The sequence below is a fragment of the Shewanella olleyana genome (assembly GCF_023283825.1).
In the GTDB taxonomy this organism is placed as follows: Bacteria; Pseudomonadota; Gammaproteobacteria; order Enterobacterales; family Shewanellaceae; genus Shewanella; species Shewanella olleyana.
On sequence record NZ_JAKILD010000022.1, the window covers coordinates 1 to 24797 of the forward strand.

The following is a 24797-nucleotide window of genomic DNA, read 5'->3' on the forward strand; positions in this document are numbered from 1 at the left end:
TACTCAGTTCATATCCCATTATTTTACGACTGAACGCATCGGTTACTAGAGATAGGTAATGAACACCTTGGTCTGATTGAACATACGTTATATCACTTACAAACACCTCTTCTGGCATTGTTGGGTGATACTCCTTTAGTAAATTCGGATGTTTTTTCATCCAGTGTTTACTGTGAGTGGTCTTAGTGTAGTTACGCTTCGGTTTGACGAGTAAACCTTCTTCTTTTAAGTAGCTAAAGAAGTTATCCCGTCCAAGTTTAATCCCTTTCTCAATGAACTTAGGCTTAAGTAGAAAATAGAGCTTCTTGCCACCTATCCGAGGCATAAATCGGCGGATATCTAGCACCATTGCTTTGACTGGTGCTAATACCACAACTCGACAATGGGCTCTCGCTTCTCTTTGGTAAATCGCTTGCCTTGTTATACCAAGCAGCTTACAAGCCCGATTTAAGCTTGTTACTTTCTGTTTTTGAAGACTTCTCGCTCCCTGGCTAAGTACTTTTTTCTTAGGCCTGCTCCATATTCTGCATCGATAATATCGACAGCTTCATTAAGCAATAAATTACGCAAATGCTCATCTTCAAGCTCCTTTTCAAGGCGCTTTATCTTTTGAGCTGGCGTTTCTTTAGCATAGATTGTTTTAGGCATAGTCATTCTCACTGGCTGAGTCCAGTCCATCTTACCGTGCTTTCTGAGCCATGTAAGTACCGTGGAACGACCTTGAATGCCATAGGTTGTTTGAGCTTGTTTATAAGTCATGTCGCCTTTTTCTACAGCTGCGACAACTTGTAATTTAAAGCCTAATGAATAATCTCGTTGTGTTCGTTTAATACGAGCGGGTATTGGTGTTGACATAATAAAGTCCTAAATGTGTAAACACATTTCAGGACAAGACATATCGAATAAAAAAGCCGATGAGTTAATCATCGGCTTTTATATATTCATAAGTCATCAAACATCTACTTAAAAGAATTAAGTTAAAACATAACTAAAGGTGCAGTAATATATCAGTTGGCTTACTTGCTGTAGCGGTCGGATTTTGACTCAGTAGGTCTTCCAAACTGTGCGCACCATAGGTCACTGCGATACTGCTCACACCGGCATTATTAGCCATTGCAATGTCTAACTTAGAATCGCCAATCATTACTGCTTGCTCTGGTGGCACATTGAACTCTTCTAATAGAGAAGTGATCATTGAAGGATGTGGTTTAGACTCAGCTTCATCAGCTGAGCGTGTCGCCACAAAATATTGCCCTAAACCAGTTTCAGCTAACATGCGATCAAGTCCAGCTCTGCGCTTGCCTGTTGCGATAGCAAGTGTATGCCCTGCTGCTTGAATTTGAGTTAACACAGATTCAATACCTTCAAATAAAGGCGAAGGCGTTGAATTAATATTTAAATAATAATTTTTATATGCTTCAAGCAAGTCATCATATTTATCAGCGTTATCAGGGAACAACTTTTCCATTGCAGGTAAAATTGATAGACCGATAATATCCCGCACCTGCTGCTCGCTAGGCACTAGCAAACTTAACTCTTGCGCGACACTTTGCATGCAATCGACAATTTTGCCGATTGAATCCATTAAGGTGCCATCCCAATCAAATATGACTAACTGATACTGCTTCATCTTGTCTGCCTTTATGCGCGCTTTAATTTCTCTAGTGTTGATTGCAAAATATCATCTAATGGTGCTTTGACTATTTTGACTTCATCGTTTTCAGGATGAATAAATTTAAGCTCTGCTGCATGTAAGAACAAACGGTTCAATCCTTTCTCACGCATTGAATCATCAAATTTTTGTTCGCTATATTTATCATCACAAGCAATCGCATGTCCTGCATACTGACAATGAACACGAATTTGGTGAGTACGACCTGTTACCGGGCTGGCTTTAACTAAAGTACAACCATGATAGCGTTGCATTATTTTGTAACGGGTTTCTGAAGGTTTACCTTCCTGATTAACGCGCACTATGCGTTCACCTGATTTAAGCGTGATTTTAAGCAGAGGGGCTTTAACGACTTTATCTTTTGCTTGCCAATCACCACGCACAAGCGCCATATAATCTTTTTGCATGGTCTTTTTACGTAATTGGTCATGCAAATGTTTTAGTGCACTTCGTTTTTTGGCAATAAGTAAAACGCCAGATGTATCTTTATCTAGACGGTGAACTAATTCCAAAAACTTTTGTTGAGGTCGTAAAGAACGAAGACCTTCAATCACACCAAAATCAACACCGCTGCCACCATGAACAGCAATACCCGCAGGTTTATTCAAAACAATAAGGTGATTGTCTTCATGAATAATACGCGTCTCTAACTGAGTCACTTTAGATAATTTTGGCGACGGAGCTGTACGATGATCTTTCTCAGCCATTCTTACTGGCGGAATACGCACCACATCATCAATCTGTAATTTATACTCAGGTTTTATCCTTTTCTTATTTACACGCACCTCACCTTTACGCACGATTCTGTAAATCATGCTTTTAGGTACACCTTTTAATTTGGTGAGGAGAAAATTATCAATGCGTTGTTCAAAGTGATCTTCATCAATGGTGACCAACTGAACTTTTGTGGGAGTTTCTGTATTCATGATGCGCCTATAGTAATTACGGCGCACATTGTACCCTAACTTTAACTTCGATGGGACAATAAGAATTCGTTGTTTTGATTGCTGTATAAATTGTTTATTGCTATATTTGCGCAGTGATTGAGGATAAACAGTGAATAAAATGTTCACAACCTCAATTTATTAAGGTGTTTTTTCAGTAGAATTCATGAGCACGGCAGGTCGCAAATCATTGATTTGCAGACTGTAAACATCACAAAGCAATAAGAATTGCTTTTACAGTTAAACCGTCTGTTTCATCATTATTTACAAAGTTTTCCTGAAAAATTACACCCCCCAAATTCGAACAAATTTTAGCTTGTCATCAAACAGACAGATTCGACTTGGGCATTACCGGATAAGAAATTTAAATTTATGGGGTTCGTTGGTCATTAACAACGAGGTCCTTGTTTTTGTAATCATTAAAAAATAAGCCATAAATAGGATGCGACACGCAGCGAATGCGTCTTACAGCAATGCGCACCTAACTTGCCTAAAAACCAGCCGCGAGGCTTTGTGAAGAATAATTTTAGGCCCGTAATGCAACGATAAGTCTTTGTTTGATGACCTTATTAGAAGAATTAAGTCATCATGAAACGTATGTTAATTAATGCAACTCAATCGGAAGAGTTGCGCGTTGCCCTAGTAGATGGGCAACAATTGTATGATCTGGATATCGAAAGCCCAGGCCATGAACAAAAAAAATCAAATATCTATAAAGGCACCATTACTCGCGTAGAACCTTCATTAGAAGCTGCGTTTGTTGACTACGGCGCTGATCGTCACGGTTTCCTTCCGCTTAAAGAAATCGCACGCGAATACTTCCCTAAAGGTTACTCTTTCCAAGGCCGTCCAAATATCAAAGAAGTGGTATCTGAAGGTCAGGAAGTCATCGTTCAAATCGACAAAGAAGAACGTGGTAATAAAGGCGCAGCCTTAACTACATTCATCTCTCTTGCTGGCTCTTACTTAGTATTAATGCCTAACAACCCACGTGCTGGCGGTATTTCACGTCGTATCGAAGGTGATGAGCGTACTGAGCTTAAAGCGGCAATGTCAGAGTTATCTGTACCAAATGGTATGGGTCTGATTGTACGTACTGCTGGTGTTGGTAAAGATGCTGCTGAATTAAAGTGGGATCTTAAAGTTCTACAACATCACTGGGATGCGATTCAAGAAGCGGCTCAAAGCAAGCCTGCACCATTCTTAATTCACCAAGAAAGTAACGTGATTGTCCGCGCAATCCGAGATTACTTGCGCCGTGATGTTGGTGAAATCCTAATTGACCACCCACGTATTTTTGAAGAAGCAAAACAACACATTGGTCTAGTTCGCCCTGATTTTGTCGATCGTGTTAAGCGTTACGAATCAGAAGTGCCATTGTTTACTCACTTCCAAATTGAATCTCAAATTGAGTCTGCTTTCCAACGTGAAGTGCGTTTACCTTCTGGTGGTTCAATCGTTATTGACCCAACTGAAGCATTAACGTCTATCGATATTAACTCTGCCCGCGCAACTAAAGGCGGCGATATCGAAGAAACAGCACTGAATACAAACCTTGAAGCCGCTGATGAAATTGCACGTCAATTACGTCTACGTGACTTGGGTGGTTTAGTGGTTATCGATTTCATCGATATGACCCCTGTTAGACATCAACGTGAAGTTGAAAACAGAATGCGTGATGCCGTTCATTTAGACCGTGCACGTGTTCAATTAGGTCGTATTTCTCGCTTTGGTTTGATGGAAATGTCACGCCAGCGTCTTCGCCCTTCTCTTGGTGAGTCAGCAGGTCATTTATGTCCACGCTGTCATGGTCAAGGTACTATTCGTAGTACTGAATCGTTAGCACTTTCTATTCTTCGTTTAATGGAAGAAGAAGCGATTAAAGAAAACACCTCACAAATTGAAGCGGTTGTACCAGTAGATGTTGCTGCGTTCCTATTAAACGAGAAACGTAAAGCAATTCGCATCACTGAAGAACGCCACAATGTTGAAGTGTACGTTATTCCAGATTCTCACATGACAACACCTGATTACCGTGTATCTCGCTTAAGAAGCGACGATGAAATGGTTGAGTCAAGCTACAAGCGTGTAGAAAAGCCTGAAGCTAAGTTATATGAGCCACGTAAGCTCGAACGTGCAGAAGCACAACAGCCTGCGATTAAAGGTTTTGGAACGCCAAAAAACGCTGCACCTCAACCTGCAGCAGAGCAACCTGCTAAAGCGGCAGTTCAAGCGCCATCAGAGCCTGGTTTCTTCTCTAAAATGGTTTCTGCAATTAGCAAACTGTTCTCATCTGATGAACCTGCTAAAACTGAATCTAAGCCATCAGATAAGAACCGTAAAGACGGTCAAAACAACCGCCGCAACCGTCGTAATGACTCTCGTCGTAACGATAACCGCCGCAACCGTAATGACAATCGTAGCGACAATCGCAATGATGCTGAAAATAAAGGCAGAGACAACAAGGGCCGTAATAAAAAGTCTGACAGAGATGTTGCTAACAAAGAGCAAGATAAACGTCAGAACAAAAATGACCCTAAAGCTAAAGTAGCTAAGCCTCAAGCTGAAAAAACTCGCACCGAAGGTGAGAAGTCACCTAAGCAAGAAGCAGCAAGAGAACGTCGTCAACGTCGTAACATGCGCCGTAAAGTTCGTATTGAAAACGAACAAAATGAAGCTAAGTTAAATGAAGTTGATGCAACTGAAAGCAATGCATCATTAGAAGCAGCTAAACCTACTGCTACTGAACAGACAGCTAAGCCAACTCGCACTCGTCGTCCAAGAAAAGACAACACTGCGAAAACTGAGACAGTTGAAACTGCAACATCAGAATCTTCCAAAGATGCGCAAGTTGTTAAAGTTGAAAAAACAGAAACTGCCACTGAAGCTAAAGTTGAAACTCCTGCAGTTGAAACCTCTGCAGTAGAAACAACTACGGAAACAGCTGTTGTAGAATCTACAAGCTCGGCGCAAGCCGCTTCTCCAGCAAAAGTTGAAGCTGTTGCAGAAGCGACAGAAGAAACTAACGCAGAAGACAATGAAGAAAAACAAGGTCAACGTCGTAGTCGTCGTAGCCCGCGCCACCTTCGCGCTGCAGGTCAACGACGTCGCCGTGATGAAGATGAAACATCTCCAGCAACAGCGGTATTCACACCAGTTGATGAACTTGAGAAACAACTTGATGCAGAACAAGCTGCCCAAGCTGTTGAAGTTAAGTCTGAGGCTCCAGCTGTCGAAACAGCGCCAGTAGCTGAAGAAGTTAAAACTGAAACTCCTGTAGCTCAAGAGCCAGTAGCTGAAGAAGTTAAAACTGAAGCACCTGTTGTTCAAGAGCCAGTCGTTGAAGAAGTTAAAGCTGAAGCGCCTGTTTCACAAGAACCTGTCGTTGACACTCCAGCAGTAGAAACGCCAGTTGTTGAAGTACCGGTAGTGGAAGAAGTTAAAGCAGAGACACCTAAAGCACCAGCAAAAGACAATTCTATTGCTTCTGCACCGATGGCTAAGCCCGCAGCGATTCAACGTAAAGTTGTTGCTACTCCAGCTGCTGAAGCAAAGGTAGAAGCTAAAGTTGAAGCGCCGGCTAAAAAACCTGCAACCGCTAGCCGTTTCGGCTCAATGGTGATGTCTGATACCACTAAACCTGTTTCTGAAGTGCGTACTCAGCAAGCTATACCTAAAGGTCGTGAATATGAAAAATCACAGCCTGATGCTGAGTTAGCAAAATCTAAAGTAGCAAACAGCGCTTCATCTGATACTACCAAGGCATAAACCCTTGAATTAATTCAGACAAAGCTCAAATTAAAAAACCACGCTCAATAGCGTGGTTTTTTTATGTTTATAGTTTGATTAAATTACAATTTGTACTCAATTAAGTTTAAATTCAGGTTTAGTGAATCGTTAAATTTTGTTAACATGCTCACACTTTTTGTTATCAAACACTTCAATTATTTTCAGAGGCTAAATGTTCGATTTACTTCGTCACAAAACCAGCAGTAGTAAAGCCGATATATTATCTGGGCTAACTGTTGCTCTAGCGCTCATTCCAGAAGCTGTTGCTTTTGCATTTGTCGCTCAAGTTGAACCTATGGTGGGTTTATACGCCGCCTTTATTATGGGCATTATTACGGCTGTTATTGGTGGACGTCCGGGGATGATCTCTGGTGCAACGGGCGCAATGGCAGTTGTAATGGTATCTCTGGTTGTCGAACATGGAGTGCAATATCTATTCGCTGCTGTGGTGCTCGCGGGGATTATTCAGATTTCTGCTGGGATATTCAAACTCGGTAAGTTTATTCGCATAGTCCCTTACCCAGTAATGATTGGATTTGTGAATGGTTTGGCTATTGTGATTTTCTTAGCTCAGCTTGGACAGTTTCAAGTCAAAGATGCGGCTGGAAATATGGTATGGCTTGAACAAGGGCCTTTAATGGTCATGTTAGGTCTTGTTGCGCTAACTATGGCCATCATCCATTTTTTACCTAAGCTAACGACAGCAATCCCGTCTTCACTGGTAGCAATTTTAACGGTAACAGCCATTGTTGTTGGATTAGATTTAGATACTCGAAACGTTCTCGACTTCTTAAAAACCATGAGCGGTGATGCAAATGCAACGATTGCAGGTAGCCTACCTTCATTTGCGATTCCAAGTGTACCATTTAACTTAGAAACACTTTATATCATTTTGCCTTACGCATGTATTCTTGCAGCTGTTGGCTTAATTGAGTCGTTACTGACATTAACAGTGATTGATGAAATGACTAACAGCCGTGGCCGTGGTAACAAAGAATGTGTAGGCCAAGGTGTTGGTAATATCACCAGTGGCTTCTTTGGCGCTATGGGTGGTTGTGCGATGATTGGTCAATCAATGATTAACATTAACTCTGGTGGTCGGGGTCGTTTATCTGGCATAACCGCAGCACTTGCACTATTAGCCTTTATTTTATTTGGCGCAGCCTTCATTGAAATCATCCCACTCGCAGCTTTGGTTGGTGTGATGTTCATTGTTGTACTTGGTACGTTCGAATGGGCCAGCTTTAAAGTTATGCGCAAAGTCCCTAAGCATGATGCCTTTGTGATTGTATTGGTGACAACCGTCACGGTATTTACCGACTTAGCGTTTGCAGTGTTCGTTGGTGTTATCGTTTCTGCATTAGTATTTGCTTGGGAACATGCTAAACACATTAACGTTGAAACCAGTACGGATGCCAATGGCTGGAAAGTGTATAAACTTAATGGTCCATTATTCTTCGGTTCAGTATCGAACTTCCTAGAATTATTTGATGCTGAAAACGATGCTGAAGATGTGATTGTGGATTTCCAAAATTCACGTGTTGCAGATCATTCTGCATTAGATGCTATTGATACATTAGCTGAACGTTACGTGACAGCAGGTAAACGATTACACCTAAGACATTTAAGTGGTGACTGTAAAGAGTTACTTCATAAGGCTCGTGACTTAGTTGAAGTTAACGTGATTGAAGATCCACATTACAAAGTGGCTGATGATGCATTGGATTCATAATTTGAACTTTGTTTCAGATAAAAGTTAAATCAAAAAAAGCGAACTAATTAGTTCGCTTTTTTAATGGCATTAATTGACGAGTCACCTTATCTAGGGCCTGTTGATCTTTCAAGGCTATTTTTGCAGTGAATTGTTGGCCATTTATACAAGGCAGAGACTTTGTGGTGTAGTTATTCTACATAAAAAGTCGATAACGCAGTAAAAATGGCCAACAAACGCTGCCCAAAGGGTTCGACTAAAAGCGTTTTACTCTTTGTTGGATGCATCTTTGTGAATAAAAGGTGCTTAGATGACTAGGCATCAATCCATCCGCCTCAATTAAAACGCTTTTATTTCGAACAAAACTTAACCAGTAAAGATCAACAGACCCTAGCAAGTGTTATTCTTTTTTTAACAGCGCTTCAAATTGTTTCATCGCTTTTTCAAACTTCGGCTTAATTAACAGCTGGCAATAAGGTTGTTCGGCGTTTTTAGCAAAGTAATCATCATGGAAGTTCTCTGCGTGATAAAAAGCTTCATACATACTAACTTCTGTCACAATTGGTTTAGGCCAAATGCCCTGCTGGATTAATTTACTAATCGCAATCGTCGCGGCATCGACTTGCTCAGCATTATGAGTAAAGATCACTGAGCGATACTGCGGCCCTTTATCATTGCCTTGCTGATTTAATGTGGTGGGATCATGTATGGCAAAAAACACAGATAGCAATGTGTTGTAACTAATGACTTTCGGGTCAAATTTCACCTGAATAACTTCAGCATGGCCTGTTACTCCACTACATACTGCATCGTAATGAGCATCTTCAGTCGTTCCACCGCTATAGCCTGAATAGACACTTTCTACACCGTCGAGTCGTTGAAATACCGCCTCGATACACCAAAAGCAACCAGCACCCAATGTCGCAAGTTGTAATGCCTTGGTGGCACTAGACTTTTCAGCTTCAATGTCTTCGTAGCTTTTAAACACCATAGACACTGAATTGACGCAATGCCGCATATTTTTACCAGTCAACATTTCACCTTTAAACACATGCCCAAGGTGACCACCACATTCATGGCAAGTTATCTCTGTTCTCTGGCCATCGGCATCGAGTGTTCGTTTAATGGCACCATGGATTTCATCATCAAAGGCTGGCCAGCCACAAAATGCATTAAACTTATGCTCACTTTTGTACAAAGGCGCTAAGCACTTTTTACATAAATACAAGCCTTCAACTTCATGATTGACGTATTCTCCACTAAATGGACGTTCAGTTCCTTTCTGCTCAATGACATACTTTTCAAACTCAGTTAATTCATTCATTTGCATCGTCCTAACTTCAATCTTGGCCTTCTTACTGTAAAGCAAAATTTTAACAGATGGCAGTATGCCCAATAAAGATCACTATTTCGACTTATAAGACCTGTTTTTAGATCAAAAAATTGCGACAAAGTGTGACCAAGGTTAAAATCACGTTGGGTCAAATAAAACAATAAGTAGAAAATATGAAATTAGAAACAATTGATTACCGCTCAGAAGGTTGTGCTAAACAATTTGTCGAATCTTTAAGAGACACCGGCTTTGGCGTGTTATCAAACCATCCAATCAGTAAAGAGCTAGTCGAAACCATCTATAAAGAATGGTACGAGTTCTTTCAGTCTGAACAAAAAAATGATTTTTTATTTAAACCAGAAACACAAGATGGCTTCTTCCCAGCTTCGATTTCTGAAACAGCCAAAGGCCATAGCGTAAAAGATATCAAAGAATATTTTCACGTTTATCCTTGGGGACGTATTCCAGAATCATTAAAAGCGAATATTCTTGCTTATTACCAGCACGCAAATGATTTAGCAGCAGAGCTATTAGGCTGGATTGAAGAATATGCCCCAGCTGATGTTGCTGCTAAGTTCTCAATTCCGCTACCAGCGATGATTGCTGAAAGTGAAAAGACTTTGCTTCGTGTACTGCATTACCCTCCTATGGCGGGTGATGAAGAGCTCGGCGCTATTCGCGCAGCAGCCCATGAAGACATCAATCTAATCACCGTTTTACCTGCGGCTAACGAGCCAGGTCTTCAAGTACAAACTAAAGATGATAGCTGGATTGATGTACCAAGTGACTTTGGTAATATCATTATCAATATCGGTGACATGTTGCAAGAAGCTTCTGGTGGTTATTACCCATCAACATCACATCGAGTCATTAATCCAGAGGGAACGGATAAAACTAAATCACGCATTTCATTGCCATTATTTTTACATCCAAACCCTGAAGTTGTGTTATCTGAGCGCTATACTGCAGATAGCTATTTAATGGAAAGATTACGCGAGCTTGGTGTTATTTAAGTTCTAATGTTAATCCAACAAGTTAAAAGCGCCAATTGGCGCTTTTTTTTATCATTTAGCGGCATAACAAGGTAGAATATGCCCCCTTTGTTGGAAGTGGTTTTAAAAAAGGCAAACACATGGCAATTCAATGGTACCCAGGACACATGCACAAAGCTCGAAAAGAGATTGAAGAGGCAATGCCTCAAGTCGATCTTGTCATCGAAGTATTAGATGCACGTATTCCCTTTAGTAGTGAAAACCCTATGGTTTCGACCTTAAGGGGCGATAAGCCATGTATTAAACTACTAAACAAATCTGACTTAGCAGATCCAAAAATCACCGCACGTTGGATTGAATATCTAGAACGTGAACAGGGCGTTAAAGCCACTGCGATTACGACATTGCAACCTGGTCAAGTCAAAAGTATTCCAGATATTTGCCGCAAGCTAGTGCCTTCACGAGATAAACTAGAAAAAGACATTCGTACCATGATCATGGGTATTCCGAATGTGGGTAAATCTACCATTATTAATACCCTTGCAGGACGTACATTAGCTAAAACGGGTAATGAGCCAGCAGTCACTAAACGTCAGCAACGCATTAATTTAAAAAACGGTATTGTACTGTCTGACACGCCAGGTATTTTGTGGCCAAAAGTGGACAATGAAGCCAGTAGTTACCGCTTGGCAGTCACTGGCGCAATTAAAGATACCGCGATGGAATATGAAGATGTGGCCATGTTTGCGGCTGAGTATTTCCTGCATGCCTACCCTGATGAGATTTGCGAGCGTTATAAACTTAAATCGCTGCCAGAAACCGACATTGAGTTACTGGAAGAAATTGGTCGTAAACGTGGTGCATTGAGACCTGGCGGTCGAATCGATTTACACAAAGCCTCTGAATTACTGCTTCATGAATTCCGTTCAGGTAAAACAGGTTTACTCACTTTAGAAACACCAGAAATGGCTGAACTAGAGAAGGCAGAAGTTGCACGGGTAATGGCAGAAAAAGAAGCAATCAAACAACAAAAACTTGAGCAAGAAAGATTAAAGCGCTCTGGTAAACGCCATCAAAATGATTAAGTTCCAGCTTAAGAAATTGAGTTAACTAAAACATAAAAATTAAAGGCTTATCATTGGGTAAGCCTTTTTTATTGACCAAATTTTAATAGTAGATTTTTATATGAAACTTTTAATAAAATAAAAGACTTTTCATAATGACACTCACTTACCAGTAACGCGCTTTAACTGTCATCTTTAAATTTCAAATTAGTACTAAGCTTTAAACATTAAATAAGTGCTAATGTTTAATTTGTTGTGCCAAACTCCCTAAACTCGCATCAAGTAAATCTAGCACCACTTCAAATCCATTTTCTCCGCCATAATAAGGATCTGGAACTTCTGTTACTCCCCCAACCTCCTCATTTGCAAAGGATAAAATCAGCTTTATCTTGTGTTGATAATTGGCAGGGCAACGAATTAGCAAGTCTTCAAGGTTACTATCATCTGCAGCAAGAATTAAATCAAAATGCTTAAAGTCCTCATCGGTGACTTTCCTTGCCTGCATGCCAGAAAAATCTAGACCTCTGGCTTCACCAGCTTTAATTGAGCGAGGATCTGGCGGGTTCCCCTGATGATATGCCGCAGTGCCTGCTGAATCGATATCAAGCTTAAGCTGTAATGCTTGTGCTTTTTCTCGAAACACCGCTTCTGCACTTGGTGAGCGGCAAATATTACCGAGACATACAAATAGCACTGACTTTACTTGGCTCAAATCAAGCGGATTATGTTGATTATCTTTAATGCTGGTTTTCAATATAGCATCCTATTATTTTTCTTCAGTTAGTTATATTCAGTTAGTGATATTGAGAATCGGTTGATTAATTTATTAAAATATAAATCACGCCTTAACAATATTGTTTATGGGTTAATTCATTTATCTTTATTCAGATCTTACTCTTAAAAAGTGAGCAAAACGCGGAATACCATTTTTAGTTAACCCTAAGTATTGATAGGTTACCACAGCGCCTATCTTCGGCGGATTAGCCCTATCGTTATCACTAAATCCGCTGCCAATCTTAAATCTTTTACCATCAGGCATTTCTACAGTAATAGCGCCCATTAATCCTGAAAACTTTCCTTTACCTTCAATATGCGAAATGACCACAGCTTCTGCATCATATCGTGGTTTTAACTTAACAATATCTCGACTTCGGCCAACTTTATATAACGCCGTTTTTTTATGGAGCATCAAACCTTCACCATCGAGTGCTATTACCCTATCAAGTTCTTGGTAAAGCCTTTCCTGAGTCGCAAACTCTTGCTGGGTGATGACTTGCATGTGTTTTGAATCAGCAGCAATTGTTATCATCTGCTTAACCCGCTCACTAAATTGTCCAATGTTTTCAGGTAAATCAAATATCATGAATTTAACTTCGCGCCATAACAAACTATCAGGTTTCTGACTTCGAGCTAAAGCTGAAATCGATTCAAAATTATTACGTTTTATCCACAACTCTCCATCTATCTTAATTGGCGGAAAGTCAGCAACAAACCAATCTGGTATCGTTATTTCTCTGCCAGAGCGAGACAACATATTACTGCCATTCCAATATCCGCGAACGCCATCAAGTTTTTCACTGACAAAATAATCTTTTACCTCTATATGATCTTGATAACGGGTCGCTAATTGAATAGGCGGGTTTTCAGCTGCGATAAGCTGTAGAGGAAATACAAAATAGATGAACAGAAATATAATAGACAGTAAATATCTTTGCATAGTAGCATCCTTGCTAGGGCCTGTTGATCTTTGCAGGTTAAGTTTTGTTCGAAATAAAAGCGTTTTAATTGAGGCGGATGGATTGATGCCTAGTCATCTAAGCACCTTTTATTCACAAAGATTCATCCAACAAAGAGTAAAACGTTTTAGTCGAACCCTTTGGGCAGCGTTTGTTGGCCATTTTTACTGCGTTATCGACTTTTTATGTAGAATAACTACACCACAAAGTCTCAGCCTTGTATAAATGGCCAACAATTCGCTGCAAAAATAACCTTAAAAAATCAACAGGCCCTAATAACATTTTTGAAAACAGATGATGTTGATCAGCAAAGCATTATTGCCATTCATTTAATTGCTGATGCTTTATCTTAGTCAAGTTATTGAGTTTGGCGCCCCTAACAAGCATTATTTGGCGCGGGATTCATTAAAAATAATAAAAGGAACATCAATGAAGCCAGTGAATAATCATGGATTCAAACGCGTTATTCGTGCAACTGGATTTTCAATTCAAGGACTTGCAAGTGCCTGGAAAAATGAAGCGGCATTTAGACAAGAGCTGATCATTGCTGTCATATTGTTTCCTATCGCAATATTCGCCAATGTCAGTTTTGTAGAATCAATATTAATGGTTATGACGCTGTTTATTGTGCTCATCACTGAGCTGTTAAACTCAGCGATTGAAGCCGTCGTCGATCGTATCAGTGATGAAATTCATCCTTTAAGTGGCCAAGCTAAAGATGTGGCATCTGCAGCGGTATTTTTAAGCTTAGCGCTATGCGCCATAACTTGGGGAGCAATTTTGCTCAAGGCTTACGTTTTCTAGATAGCAGTCTGCCATTTAGAACACTTTGCTTACCGATATATTTGGTCCGTCAACAATAGTAACGCTTGTTCTATTTCATCAATCCGTTCATTTTTAGTCCAGTGCGCCGCATAAATGTGTCTGCGCATGGGGTTAACTCCTGCAACAACAAACAATTTCCCTTGTTTAACCTTTTGCTCAACCATGGATTCAGGTAAAAAAGCACAGCCACCATTTTGTATCATAAATTCATAAGCAATCTGAGCAGAGCTAGTATGTAACACTGGCATAGGTAAGCAGGTCAATTCCTGCGCATGCATAATATTAAATGCGGTCCCCCAATCGACCTTTATATAAGGGGTTTGCTTAAGGTTTTCGAGTATTAAGTCTGGTTGGTTAGATACTAATATCAGATTAACCCTGTTCAATTTAGTGATTTCAATATCATCAATTCTTAAAGGGTCAAAACTTAGTGCAATATCTAGTGTTCTTTCTGATAACTGCTTCGACATGACAGCGGTTGTCACTACATCAGTTCTTAGTGAGACATCTTGTAAGCCTGAACATAAAGGTTGGATGAAATTGTTCAGATAGCTGTCCCAAACATTATGGCCAATACCTAATGTTAGTTGAACTGATTGGCTACTTGATAAAGAGACATCTTGCTTAGCACGTTCAACGGCGGTCAGCACTGCATTTGCATGCTCTAACATACGTTCACCTGCCGGTGTAGGCTGTATGTTATTACGCTCACGATCAAATAATGATACACCTAACAGTGTTTCCAACTGTTTAACTCTAAAACTCACTGCACTACGTGTTAAAAATAAATTATCAGCAGCTTTTCCAAAATGCCGAGTTCGGTAAACTTCTAAAAATGTTGTTAATAAATCTGTATCCATTTGGGGTTCATACTCAGAAGTGAATCTTTACAGTGATATTAATAACGCTTTATAGCAAAATTATTGCAAAGAGTAATTAGCCTAGATTGAGATTTATAAACCAGAATTTCAGTCGTTACACTATCAATATTTTGACAGGTAATGTCATTTCAAAAAAATTAACATTTTGTCAAAAAAATGACTGTAAATAATTTAAAATAAAGCGATTTATGCTAATTGTCTTCTAAATAAATATTCAGTTTTCATCATCAAAAACATATACCGACACCAAGTTAATCATTTACGCTAAAACAACTAAAATACAGTAACTTATATCATTATAACTAAAGTTGTAGCCCCGCAAAAAAAATACCCCTTACGAACAAACATTGATCTAGGATCAATTTATGCAATATTTACACTAACAAAACCTTCACATCTAGTTACATAATGCTAGTATTACTACACAAAAAGATACACCCCTGATTATCCAATAAAAATAATAAGCACAGTTTGCTCACCAAAGAGTACAAATTAAGTGCGGAGATAAAATGTTTAAGCGAGCTTCTTTAGGACTTTTAGCTTTGGTTTGTACAACAGGCCATGTAAAAGCGGATGAATACAAAATTACTATTGGTGCATTTTACGCTAGCTCAGATTCATCGATGCTAGTTAAAAGCGCTAAAGATACTGGTAATTACTATTTGCTCGATTTTGAAGATGACTTACTACTCACAGACGAACAATTCTTACCTTTCTTTGAATTTCATTACAGCTTTAATGATCGTCATAATATCTATTTAGATTGGAAGTCATTGCACCGTAACGCTGATACCGCCCAGTTAGGTTTTGATATCGAAATCCCTGAATTTGGTGATAATGATCAAAGCTTTTTAATCGATGGTAATGCCAAGTTATCGACAACCTTAAATATTGATATTTTACGCTTAGGCTATGGCTACGATATTTGGGAAGGTGACCACTATACTGTTGGTGCATCGATTGGTTTACATACCATGTTCATCGAAACGGTATTTGAAGGAACTATTGGTCTTTGTGAAGCAAACACTGATCCCAATAGCTTATGTGATACAGCCACGCTGACTCCAAGAGTTGTCGACAAGGCAATAACTGCACCTCTTCCTGATATTGGCGTATATGCCAGTTATGAATTTTTTCCAGGATGGGAATTTAGTACTCATGCACAATATTTTGCAATAAAATACGACAATATCAAAGGCTCGTTAGTTGATATTCGTGCAGGCGTCAAAGCCAAAATTTGTGAAGATTGGTATTTAACTCTGGCATATAATTACTATGATGTTGATATTGATCTTGAGAAATCACGCAGTGTTCAAGACAAAGAGTTTAGAACCTTGGATTACAATATCAACTACGGGTTTACAGGCCCCATGTTCGCGGTATCCTATTCATTTTAATTATATAAGCACCTAATGACAGGTGCTTTTTTATAGATTATGATTTAATAAATAAGCCACTTTTAAATATCATCACTCATCTATATTTAACTCATTAAATTTTGATAGCTGATTGTGGGCTCTACCTATTTGAGGGATTACATGTCAAATGACCTACTAAAAACTGCCGCTTTGAATTTAAAAAAAGCTGTTCCCTTGATGCTCAAACACAGTATTCCTACCACGCCAACCAATTATGCACTTTGGTATACTTATGTCTCCGAATCTAATCCTAAACTTAACCTTGCTTTAGATGTAGCTCTTTCACAAAATCAGCAATACTCTCCAGTTTCTAGTGAGTTACTTTACCGAGAGCATATCTCTGACCCCGTTGAATTAGACGTTCTTTCCATGAGGCAAAACTTGGATGCTATGGTGTGTGAGTTATCTCAATCCTTAAAAGACACCAACCATGACACCAATAATTTTCAATCAAAAATTGAGAAAGAGTTCAGCAAACTCAGCGAGCTTGAAAGTAAAGGTTTTTCACTTGAACAAGTCATTAAGGTCGTAAGAAATATTGTTAGTGAGTCAGCTAATATTCATTCAAGTACTGTTAGTTTTACTCAGCAACTAGATAAAGCACAAACAGAAATATCTGCTCTGAAACAGCGTCTTGCAGAAACTGAGAAGGACGTGTTATTCGATGCCTTAACTGAGGTGCTTAATCGTCGTGCATTTAATGATGACATTAACGCATTATTAACCCAGTCTCCTGAAGGCTGTTGCATGATCCTCGCTGATATCGACCATTTTAAGCAGTTTAACGACACTTATGGCCACCAGCTTGGGGATTTAGTGCTTAAAGTTGTTGCAAAACGCTTACAAGAATCTTGTCGTGACGGCGTAAAACTATATCGCTTTGGTGGTGAAGAGTTTGCAATTTTACTCCCTAACAGCAAGCAACGAGTAGCGAGACAATTAGCTGAAGCGATGCGCCGCTCGATTGAAAAACTCAGCGTTAAAGATCGTCGCAGCGAAACCAGAATCGATAATATCACAGCTTCATTCGGTGTGAGTGAATGGAAAGAAAAGCAAACAACGAGTCAGCTTATAGAAACCACTGACAAGTTGTTGTATGAAGCTAAACGCTTAGGCCGCAATAGAGTAATGCCAATTTCTAGCTAAGCTTCACATTTCACTTTAGGCTAATATTTAGCCTAAATCTCATATCAACCTATGACCGCTATTCACTTTCTTGGCGGTCACCACATAACGATATTCGCTATTAGCAGATAAATCCTCAAACGGATAACACGTAATTAGCGTTAACTGGTTATCCGTTGTCATATCCAATATTTCCGTTTGTGATTCGTGGACAATATTTATCTGAGTGATTAAATAGTTCTGCTGCATACCATATGACGTTTCTAGCTCAACGATATCGCCTTTTTTAACCTTTTTCAGCGGCAAAAAATGGGTATCACGATGACCAGCAATAATGGTATTACCCTGCTCACCTACGCCTGCACCACTGAGTATTAAACTCGGACCAAAGGCTAAGTTTCTTCCTGACGCTCCAGCCAACACATACATAGGCTGGCCAATGGGATATAAATCCGTTTCCTTATCGGCATATAGCTTTAATTTACCTACTGGGTGAGTGTCAGCCCAGCTCCAGGGCTTATGGGGTAATTGATCTTTTAATGTTTTACTCCATGCTTGCTCAATAAGATATTGAGCAAAGTTCGCTTTAATCTGCATATACGCTCCCTGTGATAAAAAACTCACTCCGATAAGTGCAACACAAGATGGAAGAATCCATTTATAAAATGTCATAAGGCCTCCGGTTTCCATATCTTTTAAACTCAGTTTTTATACTTAATTTTTTATACTTCAATTCTTGAACTTAACTTTGTGTATTTTAGAATTTTTACCTTACCGCTTAGGCAATATGAGTCGCTGCCCAGGTAAGTAACCTTTAAGCCAAAGCCCGTGCATTAACGAAATCATCAACAAACTCAAGCCAATTAAGATATCTAAACGACTTGATGTTGCAGTTTGCGGTAATACGCCTTTAGGGCTTTTCCAACCTGCGGGTAAATGTTTTTTTACCTGCATATTGCGATTAAAATCAGCCATTGGATTTACTGGGGTTTTATCGACTGCTACTAAGCTGGTTTGTGAAGTAACCAAGTGATATTTCATCCCTAATGCTTCTACTTGCGACTTAATTCGCTGTAAATTAGCTCTGGTTTGAGTCGCCTCAATTGCATTTATCTGCGCATTTGCCCAAATTAAATCTAACCCAGCGGCTTTTTTAGGTGTTTGTCGATTAATTGTATGTTGCCAATACTGCCCTTGGGTATAACCTGAAACCACCAAGTCTTGCTGGTTATAAGCTGGCGCCTTAAAGCTCACCAACAATGGCTCATCTTGATACAAATCGGGTATTTGAGCAGGCCAATAATCAGGTAGTGTCCCATCTTGATAAGTAATTTTAATATCAGTGCTTACAGGTTTTTCTATTTTCGCTAACAACTGAGATATCTTGCTTTTAATTTCAGCTATATTGCCAATATAGGTATATGTCCCGCGGCCAAACATAGCTGCACGCTCCATAAAGTATGAATTAGGCGCTGAACCAATCCCAACAGTGAATAATCTGCTATCGCCTAATTCAGCTTCAATTTGCTGAAACAAGCCATGTTCATTACTCACAGCGCCATCAGTGATGAAAATAACTTGTCTTAACATTGAAGCTGAAGTATTTCCCCCTTCGCTTCCACTAGCATAATCAGTACCCGATGTTTGATTTAACAAGGATGCAGCTAGCGCCTTACCAATCTCAGTGCCACCATTGGCTTCTAACTGCCTAACAAACTGATTCGCTTTGCCTATATTGCTACTTGAGCCAGATAAAGAAGTCGAAGATAACTGGCTTACCGAGCTGTTAAACTCAATTACATTGAATTTATCCTGGCTGGTTAATCCTGCCAGCGCATATAACATGGCTTGTTTAGCTTGCTCAAGTGAACCGCCTGACATCGAACCCGATGTATCAATCACGAGAATCAACTCTCTTGGGACATGAGTACTTGTTAAGCGGGCATCAGCAGCTTCATTTAATGTTTCAGCGCCTCTGGTATCGGTTTCACCCATTGAATTAGTGACAAAAGGCGGGGTAAGCATGACTAAACCGTATTGGCTTTCATTGCTCATATTTCTTCTATGACTGTCTTTGACCTCTGCTGTATTTGCACTATTAGCCCCATTTGACTCAATAAATGTTGAAGGTAGATGTGTTTGACCGACTTGAGTAAAAACCGCTGTCATTGGCTTTGAGCTATAATCTTGTATATTTTCAGCTCGCCAGGTTAATACAAAATCTTTGTCAGCTTTTTGCTGGTTAACAAAGTTAATCTGCCACTTATCTGCAGCACCTGTTTTTGTCACTTGGTGGTAAGGGCTATCAATACTGGCCACATTAAAACCTGCATCTAACTCAATTGAGAGACTGACCATCAGCGAATTTGATGATGAATCGCTATTAGCTGGTTTCTCCATATTAAAAAACTCATGAGAAAAACTGAGTAATGATGTCGGCAGTACGGGGGATAAAGACTCATAAGATAGATATGATGCTCCAGAATGAGTTGACTGACCGCCCTCTTGTGAAGATAGCATCGATTGAGCCGGTGCGTACCTTGGGTTAATGGTCATAGGAAAACGCAAATTAAATTCACCGTCTTTATAAACCAGTTTTTCTTGGTAGCTAATTTCGACGGTTAAGGTTTCATTCGGGCCTAAGTTAGCAATATCCGTGGTAAAGATGTTGGTGCGTTGCTGGGACACCAAACTTGCTCTTTTACCTTGTTTCTTTGCCTTCTCAAATGTGGCTTTAGCTTGTTTTTTAGGTTGAATATCCCCTTCAATCACTCGCTCACCAATGATTAGACGCATTTGGTCTACTGCACCATGATGAGATAGCGGGAATATATACTGGCCATTAATCCACTCGGTTGTGTCATTGGTAAACGTCTGCTTAACACTAACTCGGTTGGTCCAACCCGACACCTTCATTTGCACATCGGTCTTTAACGGCAAGCTCTCAAATTGCTGACCATTTTGCTGAAAGCGCAAAATGCCTTGTGTCACTTGTGAGAGATTACCTTCATCAACCTGCTCAATAACACGACTACTATTTGATGCCATGGCATGTACTGGAAACAACACATTCAAAATCATCAGTGCGAGCAATATTAAACCTGAACAGGCATAAGCCACTGCAGAATTAAATCGATGTAAGCGGTTAATTTTTTTAGATTGAAAGCAATGATGATTTGCTTCTTTTTGATTAGTTGGCATGTCTCTCACCTGATAACTCGTTAACCTTGTCATTATTTTCTCTCCTTGAGTTCAGCCTTCTCCTTCGTTAAAGCGATGTTCATCAATCAGTTATGAATCAGTATTGTTCCACTAATAATTAAGTATTGATAAATCATGGCTTCACGAAGGCAGAGTCTGTAATTAAGGTCAATTAGTTAGCAGCTAACGCTTCACCGACTGGCATTATTTTTAACGTCACACGGCGGTCAAAGAAGTCGTTTTCAAAACTTTGCTGCGCATGTAAAGGCGCTGAAGCGCCGAATGCTTGTGCATGTAAACGTTCTGACGACACCCCTTGACTAACTAAGTAGCTTGTCACTTCAATAAGGCGCTGTTCAGAAAGTGCCTGGTTAAATGAACTTTCGCCACGGCGATCGGCGTAACCGGTTAAGTCCAACATCAGCTCTGGTGAAAGTGCCATTAGGTAAGCCACATCATCAAGCTGTTGCTCAAAGTGAGGTTCGATAGTTGAAGAGCCCGTTTTAAATTGCACGTTAAGGCCGATAGCTAACTCTTGTAATTGTTGCTGCTGAGCTTCTCTCAAGTCTGTTAATTGCGACTGAACTAATAAATATTCATCGGTCACATCAGCTAAAGATTGTTGCTTTTCGTGTAATGCCGTTAGCTCTGAAGTTTGTAGCTCAATAGATTCTTGCTGCTGAGCGAGTAACACTTTTTGAGTTTGAATCTCTGAGTCATCCCCAACCGTTTTACCGATTAAAGTTCCTGCAAATGCACCAATAATGGCACCAACAGGGCCGCCAACCACTGCGCCTAGTACAGCGCCTGAAGTTAACCCGACGAGTTCTTCTGTGTGCTCACGTTCATCGGTTTGTTCTATTTGTTCTATTTGTTCTATTTGTTCTATTTGTTCTGTCATTAGATTGCTATCGTCTAGCATTTCATCATTTGCCACTGACATATTAGAGATAAATAGACTGCTGATAACGGCTGCTGCAATAAGTTTCTTTTTCATGGTATTTTCCTTTTGAGTTCAATAAATGGTTTTTAGTAAATGAGTAAACAAACTGTGTGTCTCACTCGATGTAGCTATTAAACACAATAGAAATGGCAACCAAGGGGCATAAAAATGGCAATGTAGGGATGAAATGTGGCAACAATATGGCAATTGCTTTGTGGCAATTTTTTTGGATTAAAAATCATGTATAGTCAGCCATATAAGCCATGAGAAAACCATATACATGAAAAGAATTGCCATCGTTGAAGATGAAGTCGCTATCAGAGAGAACTATAAAGAATTGCTACAGCAGCAAGGTTATAATGTGCAAGGTTATGCGAATCGACCAGCCGCGATGTTAGCCTTTAATTCCCGACTGCCCGATTTAGCCATTATTGATATCGGCTTAGAAAATGAAATCGACGGCGGCTTTACCTTATGCCAATCACTGCGCTCAATGTCTAGCAGCTTGCCAATTATCTTTTTAACCGCACGTGACAGTGATTTTGATACGGTATGTGGTCTTCGTTTAGGCGCTGATGATTATCTATCAAAAGATGTCAGTTTCCCCCACCTCATTGCTCGTATTGCAGCGCTATTTAGACGCTCAGAATTAATCGGTGCAGCAACGGTTGAAGACAATCTTATCGAGCATGGCGCGTTGACTATTGATGGTAATCGAATTCAAGTGTATTGGAACCAACAACCGATTGAGCTAACCGTCACTGAGTTTTGGATGGTCCATGCCATGGCGAAACATCCAGGACATGTTCGAAGCCGCCAAGACTTAATGCAAGAAGCAAAAATCTTTGTTGATGACAGCACAATTACTTCTCACGTAAAACGTATCCGTAAAAAATTCATTAGCGCAGATAAAGACTTTAATTGCATTGATACGGTTTATGGCATGGGATATCGCTGGGATAGTGTTAGCTAATGTTTAATATCCCCATTGGCCTACGCGCCAAAGTTGTTATTTTATCATTATTCCTTTTATGCTTGCCTTGGCTGGGGTACGAGTATGTGTGGGAAATGGAAAAGTACCTTCGTCACGGCCAAGAAAAAACCCTAGAAGGGACTACTCAAGCATTAGCAACCGCATTACATGAGCGGCCAAAACTGTTTAACCATCAAGCCAGCTTTTTAAGCCAAGTTGAGAAAGGCAGAGACTTATATGCCTATCCATTATCTGGTCCAATTCAATTAGACGGTAAACTCATCGACTGGCAACAGTATCAACACCGGATGATTAATTATTCCAGTGAGCATGTGATATTTAATCGCAATGAAAACCAACCAGTAGATATTCACTTTACCCATATGGTCGGCAAGTACGCTGGCTATTTATATGGCTTTTTTAAAGTACACGACAAACAGTTGGTGTATCGCAGCAAAAACAGCTTACGTGTTGATAATAACGATCACTTAGTCATTGCGACACAATCTCCTGATGGGCAATTTAGGCGCTACATTGTGGCGAACACCCAAGATGGTTGGTTAAGTGCTTTTGAGCTGCCACAAGACCCAGCTCAGTCGATGCCAGTGACCCCAGAAATACGTATCCAAGGTCAATGGTTAGCAACACAAGACGGCTACAATATCGAGTTCAGAATGCCACTTTCTATGGTGGGCAGTAAACTCGGCTTCGCCATATATAACGTTGATGATGTTAAGACCCGTACTGTTAATACCATCATAGGCACATCGGCAATTGATTCAGTGGCTCACTTAGGTACGGTGTTGGTGCCCTCACCGGAAATTGAAAATATTATTAAAGGAATGAGCCATAACAGCTCGCGTATTTGGGTTGTCGATAACCACGGCCGAGTATTGGCGAAATCGGGTGATATTCGTGCCAGCAATAATGTCTGGTCATCAAGTTTGAATGAAACAGAAACGCCCAGCGCGTGGAGTCAATTTAAAAGCGATCATTTATTACCGCTTTACTATAAAATTTTGACTAAGCCACCGCAGGATTTTGTTGACTCATTACAAGATTCAACAGAGCTAAGCGGCAGTCATATCCAGCAAGCTTTAGACGGTAAGCGTGGTTCAACATGGCGTCTAACCCCAGACAACAAAGCCGTGGTATTAGCTGCAGCCAGTCCGATTTGGATTGACGATAAAGTCATGGGCGCCGTCATTGCCGAAGAAACCACTCATGGAATTCGTACTTTACGTAACCGCGCCTTAGAAAAACTATTTAATGTGATTTTGACCATTATGAGTATGGGTACTCTGGCGCTATTTATTTTCGCCTCCAGTATTTCAAGCCGAATTCGTAAATTGCGCGATCAATCAGAGCAAGCAATCGATAGCCAAGGACGAGTCAGGCAGCAAATTGTTCCCTCTAAAACCCGTGATGAAATTGGTGATTTATCCCGAAGTTTTGCCAGTATTGTAGGCAGGCTTGGGCAATATACTCATTACCTTGAAAACATGTCTTCACGATTATCACATGAGCTGCGAACCCCAGTTGCAGTCGTGCGTTCATCACTTGAGCATTTAAGCTTGCAGCCGCTTGAGCCTGCCAGTGAAAAATATGTCGCTCGCGCTCAAGAAGGCGTTAGTCGCTTACACCTTATTTTAAATAATCTCAGTGAAGCAACTCGCTTAGAAGCCAGTTTATCCCATGTAGAGCAAAGTAATTTTTCATTACAGCAAGTCGTCAGTGGCTGTATGCAAGGCTATCAGTACACTTACCCTGATAATGAATTTGCAGTTAAAATTGATGACCATGCTATGTCGATGCACGGAGTACCTGAATACATAGCACAGCTGATGGACAAACTGATTAACAATGCCATTGAGTTTAGTACCGAAGATCCTATTGAAGTGTCACTTAAGCGCTCAGGAAAAGTCGCCAAGTTAAGTATAAAAAATCGTGGACCATTGCTGCCACAAGATATGAGTGAGCAAATCTTTGAATCCATGGTGTCCATTAGACCTCAAGGCGTGCAAACAAAACCCCACTTGGGTTTAGGCTTGTATATCGCAAGGCTTATCACTGAGTTTCATCAAGGCAATATTCGAGCACAAAACTTAGCTGACGACTCTGGAGTAGAGTTCAGTTTAGAGTTTCCGATATCCGAATCTAAATAATTAATATAACCCTAGCGCTTTATTA

18 protein-coding genes and 1 pseudogene are annotated in these 24797 nt (G+C 40.1%); 9 read left to right on the forward strand and 10 right to left on the reverse strand.

The genetic code is table 11. The features are described 5' to 3' along the window. The 3 genes and pseudogenes from L2735_RS15315 to rluC all read right to left on the reverse strand — a co-directional run. Positions 1-855 (reverse strand): annotated as a pseudogene (locus tag L2735_RS15315) (IS3 family transposase); the annotation flags it as partial. 133 nt (positions 856-988) lie between these two features. Continuing rightward, positions 989-1630, reverse strand: coding sequence for an HAD family hydrolase (locus tag L2735_RS15320; RefSeq protein WP_248985542.1), 642 nt, complete (start codon positions 1628-1630; stop codon positions 989-991). Positions 1631-1641: 11 nt separating this feature from the next. Further along, complete coding sequence (gene rluC, locus L2735_RS15325; RefSeq protein WP_248985543.1) at positions 1642-2598, reverse strand: 23S rRNA pseudouridine(955/2504/2580) synthase RluC; 957 nt, start codon at positions 2596-2598, stop codon at positions 1642-1644. 606 nt (positions 2599-3204) lie between these two features. On the opposite strand from rluC, the gene rne reads away from it, so the two are divergent. Together rne and L2735_RS15335 are read left to right on the forward strand one after the other, a co-directional pair. After that, positions 3205-6384 (forward strand): ribonuclease E, encoded by a 3180-nt coding sequence (rne, locus tag L2735_RS15330; RefSeq protein WP_248985544.1) that lies wholly within the window; start codon positions 3205-3207, stop codon positions 6382-6384. Positions 6385-6577: 193 nt separating this feature from the next. After that, positions 6578-8137 (forward strand): SulP family inorganic anion transporter, encoded by a 1560-nt coding sequence (locus L2735_RS15335; protein ID WP_248985545.1) that lies wholly within the window; start codon positions 6578-6580, stop codon positions 8135-8137. Between the two features lie 379 nt (positions 8138-8516). Here L2735_RS15335 and L2735_RS15345 read toward each other — a convergent pair whose 3' ends face one another. Next, positions 8517-9440, reverse strand: coding sequence for a bifunctional methionine sulfoxide reductase B/A protein (locus L2735_RS15345; protein WP_248985546.1), 924 nt, complete (start codon positions 9438-9440; stop codon positions 8517-8519). Between the two features lie 182 nt (positions 9441-9622). On the opposite strand from L2735_RS15345, the gene L2735_RS15350 reads away from it, so the two are divergent. Beyond that, the gene (locus tag L2735_RS15350) at positions 9623-10462 is read left to right on the forward strand and encodes an isopenicillin N synthase family dioxygenase (RefSeq protein ID WP_248985547.1); all 840 of its coding nucleotides are present in this window, start codon (positions 9623-9625) and stop codon (positions 10460-10462) included. Positions 10463-10581: 119 nt separating this feature from the next. Beyond that, the gene (ylqF, locus tag L2735_RS15355; RefSeq protein ID WP_248985548.1) at positions 10582-11526 is read left to right on the forward strand and encodes a ribosome biogenesis GTPase YlqF; all 945 of its coding nucleotides are present in this window, start codon (positions 10582-10584) and stop codon (positions 11524-11526) included. Positions 11527-11743: 217 nt separating this feature from the next. Here the strand turns inward: ylqF and L2735_RS15360 are convergent, their stop codons facing one another. Further along, on the reverse strand, positions 11744-12259 hold the full coding sequence (locus L2735_RS15360) for a low molecular weight protein-tyrosine-phosphatase (protein WP_248985549.1): 516 nt from the start codon (positions 12257-12259) through the stop codon (positions 11744-11746). 126 nt (positions 12260-12385) lie between these two features. Further along, complete coding sequence (locus L2735_RS15365) at positions 12386-13222, reverse strand: DNA ligase (RefSeq protein WP_248985550.1); 837 nt, start codon at positions 13220-13222, stop codon at positions 12386-12388. Between the two features lie 448 nt (positions 13223-13670). On the opposite strand from L2735_RS15365, the gene L2735_RS15370 reads away from it, so the two are divergent. After that, positions 13671-14045, forward strand: coding sequence for a diacylglycerol kinase (locus L2735_RS15370; protein WP_248985551.1), 375 nt, complete (start codon positions 13671-13673; stop codon positions 14043-14045). Positions 14046-14074: 29 nt separating this feature from the next. Here the strand turns inward: L2735_RS15370 and L2735_RS15375 are convergent, their stop codons facing one another. Further along, positions 14075-14926: a LysR family transcriptional regulator gene (locus L2735_RS15375; protein WP_248985552.1), complete on the reverse strand. Its 852-nt coding sequence runs from the start codon at positions 14924-14926 to the stop codon at positions 14075-14077. Between the two features lie 530 nt (positions 14927-15456). Between L2735_RS15375 and L2735_RS15380 the strand changes: the two genes are divergently transcribed. Both L2735_RS15380 and L2735_RS15385 read left to right on the forward strand, forming a co-directional pair. Then, positions 15457-16344 carry a hypothetical protein gene (locus L2735_RS15380; protein WP_248985553.1) on the forward strand — a complete coding sequence of 296 codons (888 nt, stop codon included), beginning with the start codon at positions 15457-15459 and terminating at the stop codon, positions 16342-16344. A gap of 141 nt (positions 16345-16485) precedes the next feature. Continuing rightward, a complete protein-coding gene (locus L2735_RS15385) occupies positions 16486-17511 on the forward strand; it encodes a GGDEF domain-containing protein (protein WP_248985554.1) in 1026 nt (341 codons plus the stop codon). A 39-nt stretch (positions 17512-17550) separates the two neighbouring features. On the opposite strand, the gene L2735_RS15390 is transcribed toward L2735_RS15385, so the two are convergent. The 3 genes from L2735_RS15390 to pdsO all read right to left on the reverse strand — a co-directional run bounded on the left by L2735_RS15390 (position 17551) and on the right by pdsO (position 21688). Next, positions 17551-18180 carry a class GN sortase gene (locus L2735_RS15390; RefSeq protein ID WP_346348141.1) on the reverse strand — a complete coding sequence of 210 codons (630 nt, stop codon included), beginning with the start codon at positions 18178-18180 and terminating at the stop codon, positions 17551-17553. Positions 18181-18261: 81 nt separating this feature from the next. Next, complete coding sequence (locus L2735_RS15395; protein ID WP_248985556.1) at positions 18262-20724, reverse strand: marine proteobacterial sortase target protein; 2463 nt, start codon at positions 20722-20724, stop codon at positions 18262-18264. A gap of 139 nt (positions 20725-20863) precedes the next feature. Beyond that, entirely contained in the window at positions 20864-21688 is an 825-nt protein-coding gene (gene pdsO, locus L2735_RS15400) for a sortase-associated OmpA-like protein PdsO (RefSeq protein WP_248985557.1), read from the reverse strand. 226 nt (positions 21689-21914) lie between these two features. Here pdsO and pdsR point away from each other — a divergent pair, with 226 nt between their 5' ends. Together pdsR and pdsS are read left to right on the forward strand one after the other, a co-directional pair. Further along, the gene (gene pdsR / locus L2735_RS15405) at positions 21915-22607 is read left to right on the forward strand and encodes a proteobacterial dedicated sortase system response regulator (protein ID WP_248985558.1); all 693 of its coding nucleotides are present in this window, start codon (positions 21915-21917) and stop codon (positions 22605-22607) included. After that, complete coding sequence (pdsS, locus tag L2735_RS15410) at positions 22607-24772, forward strand: proteobacterial dedicated sortase system histidine kinase (RefSeq protein WP_248985559.1); 2166 nt, start codon at positions 22607-22609, stop codon at positions 24770-24772. The genes pdsR and pdsS overlap by 1 nt, the downstream gene beginning before the upstream one ends. Positions 24773-24797 lie beyond the last annotated feature (25 nt).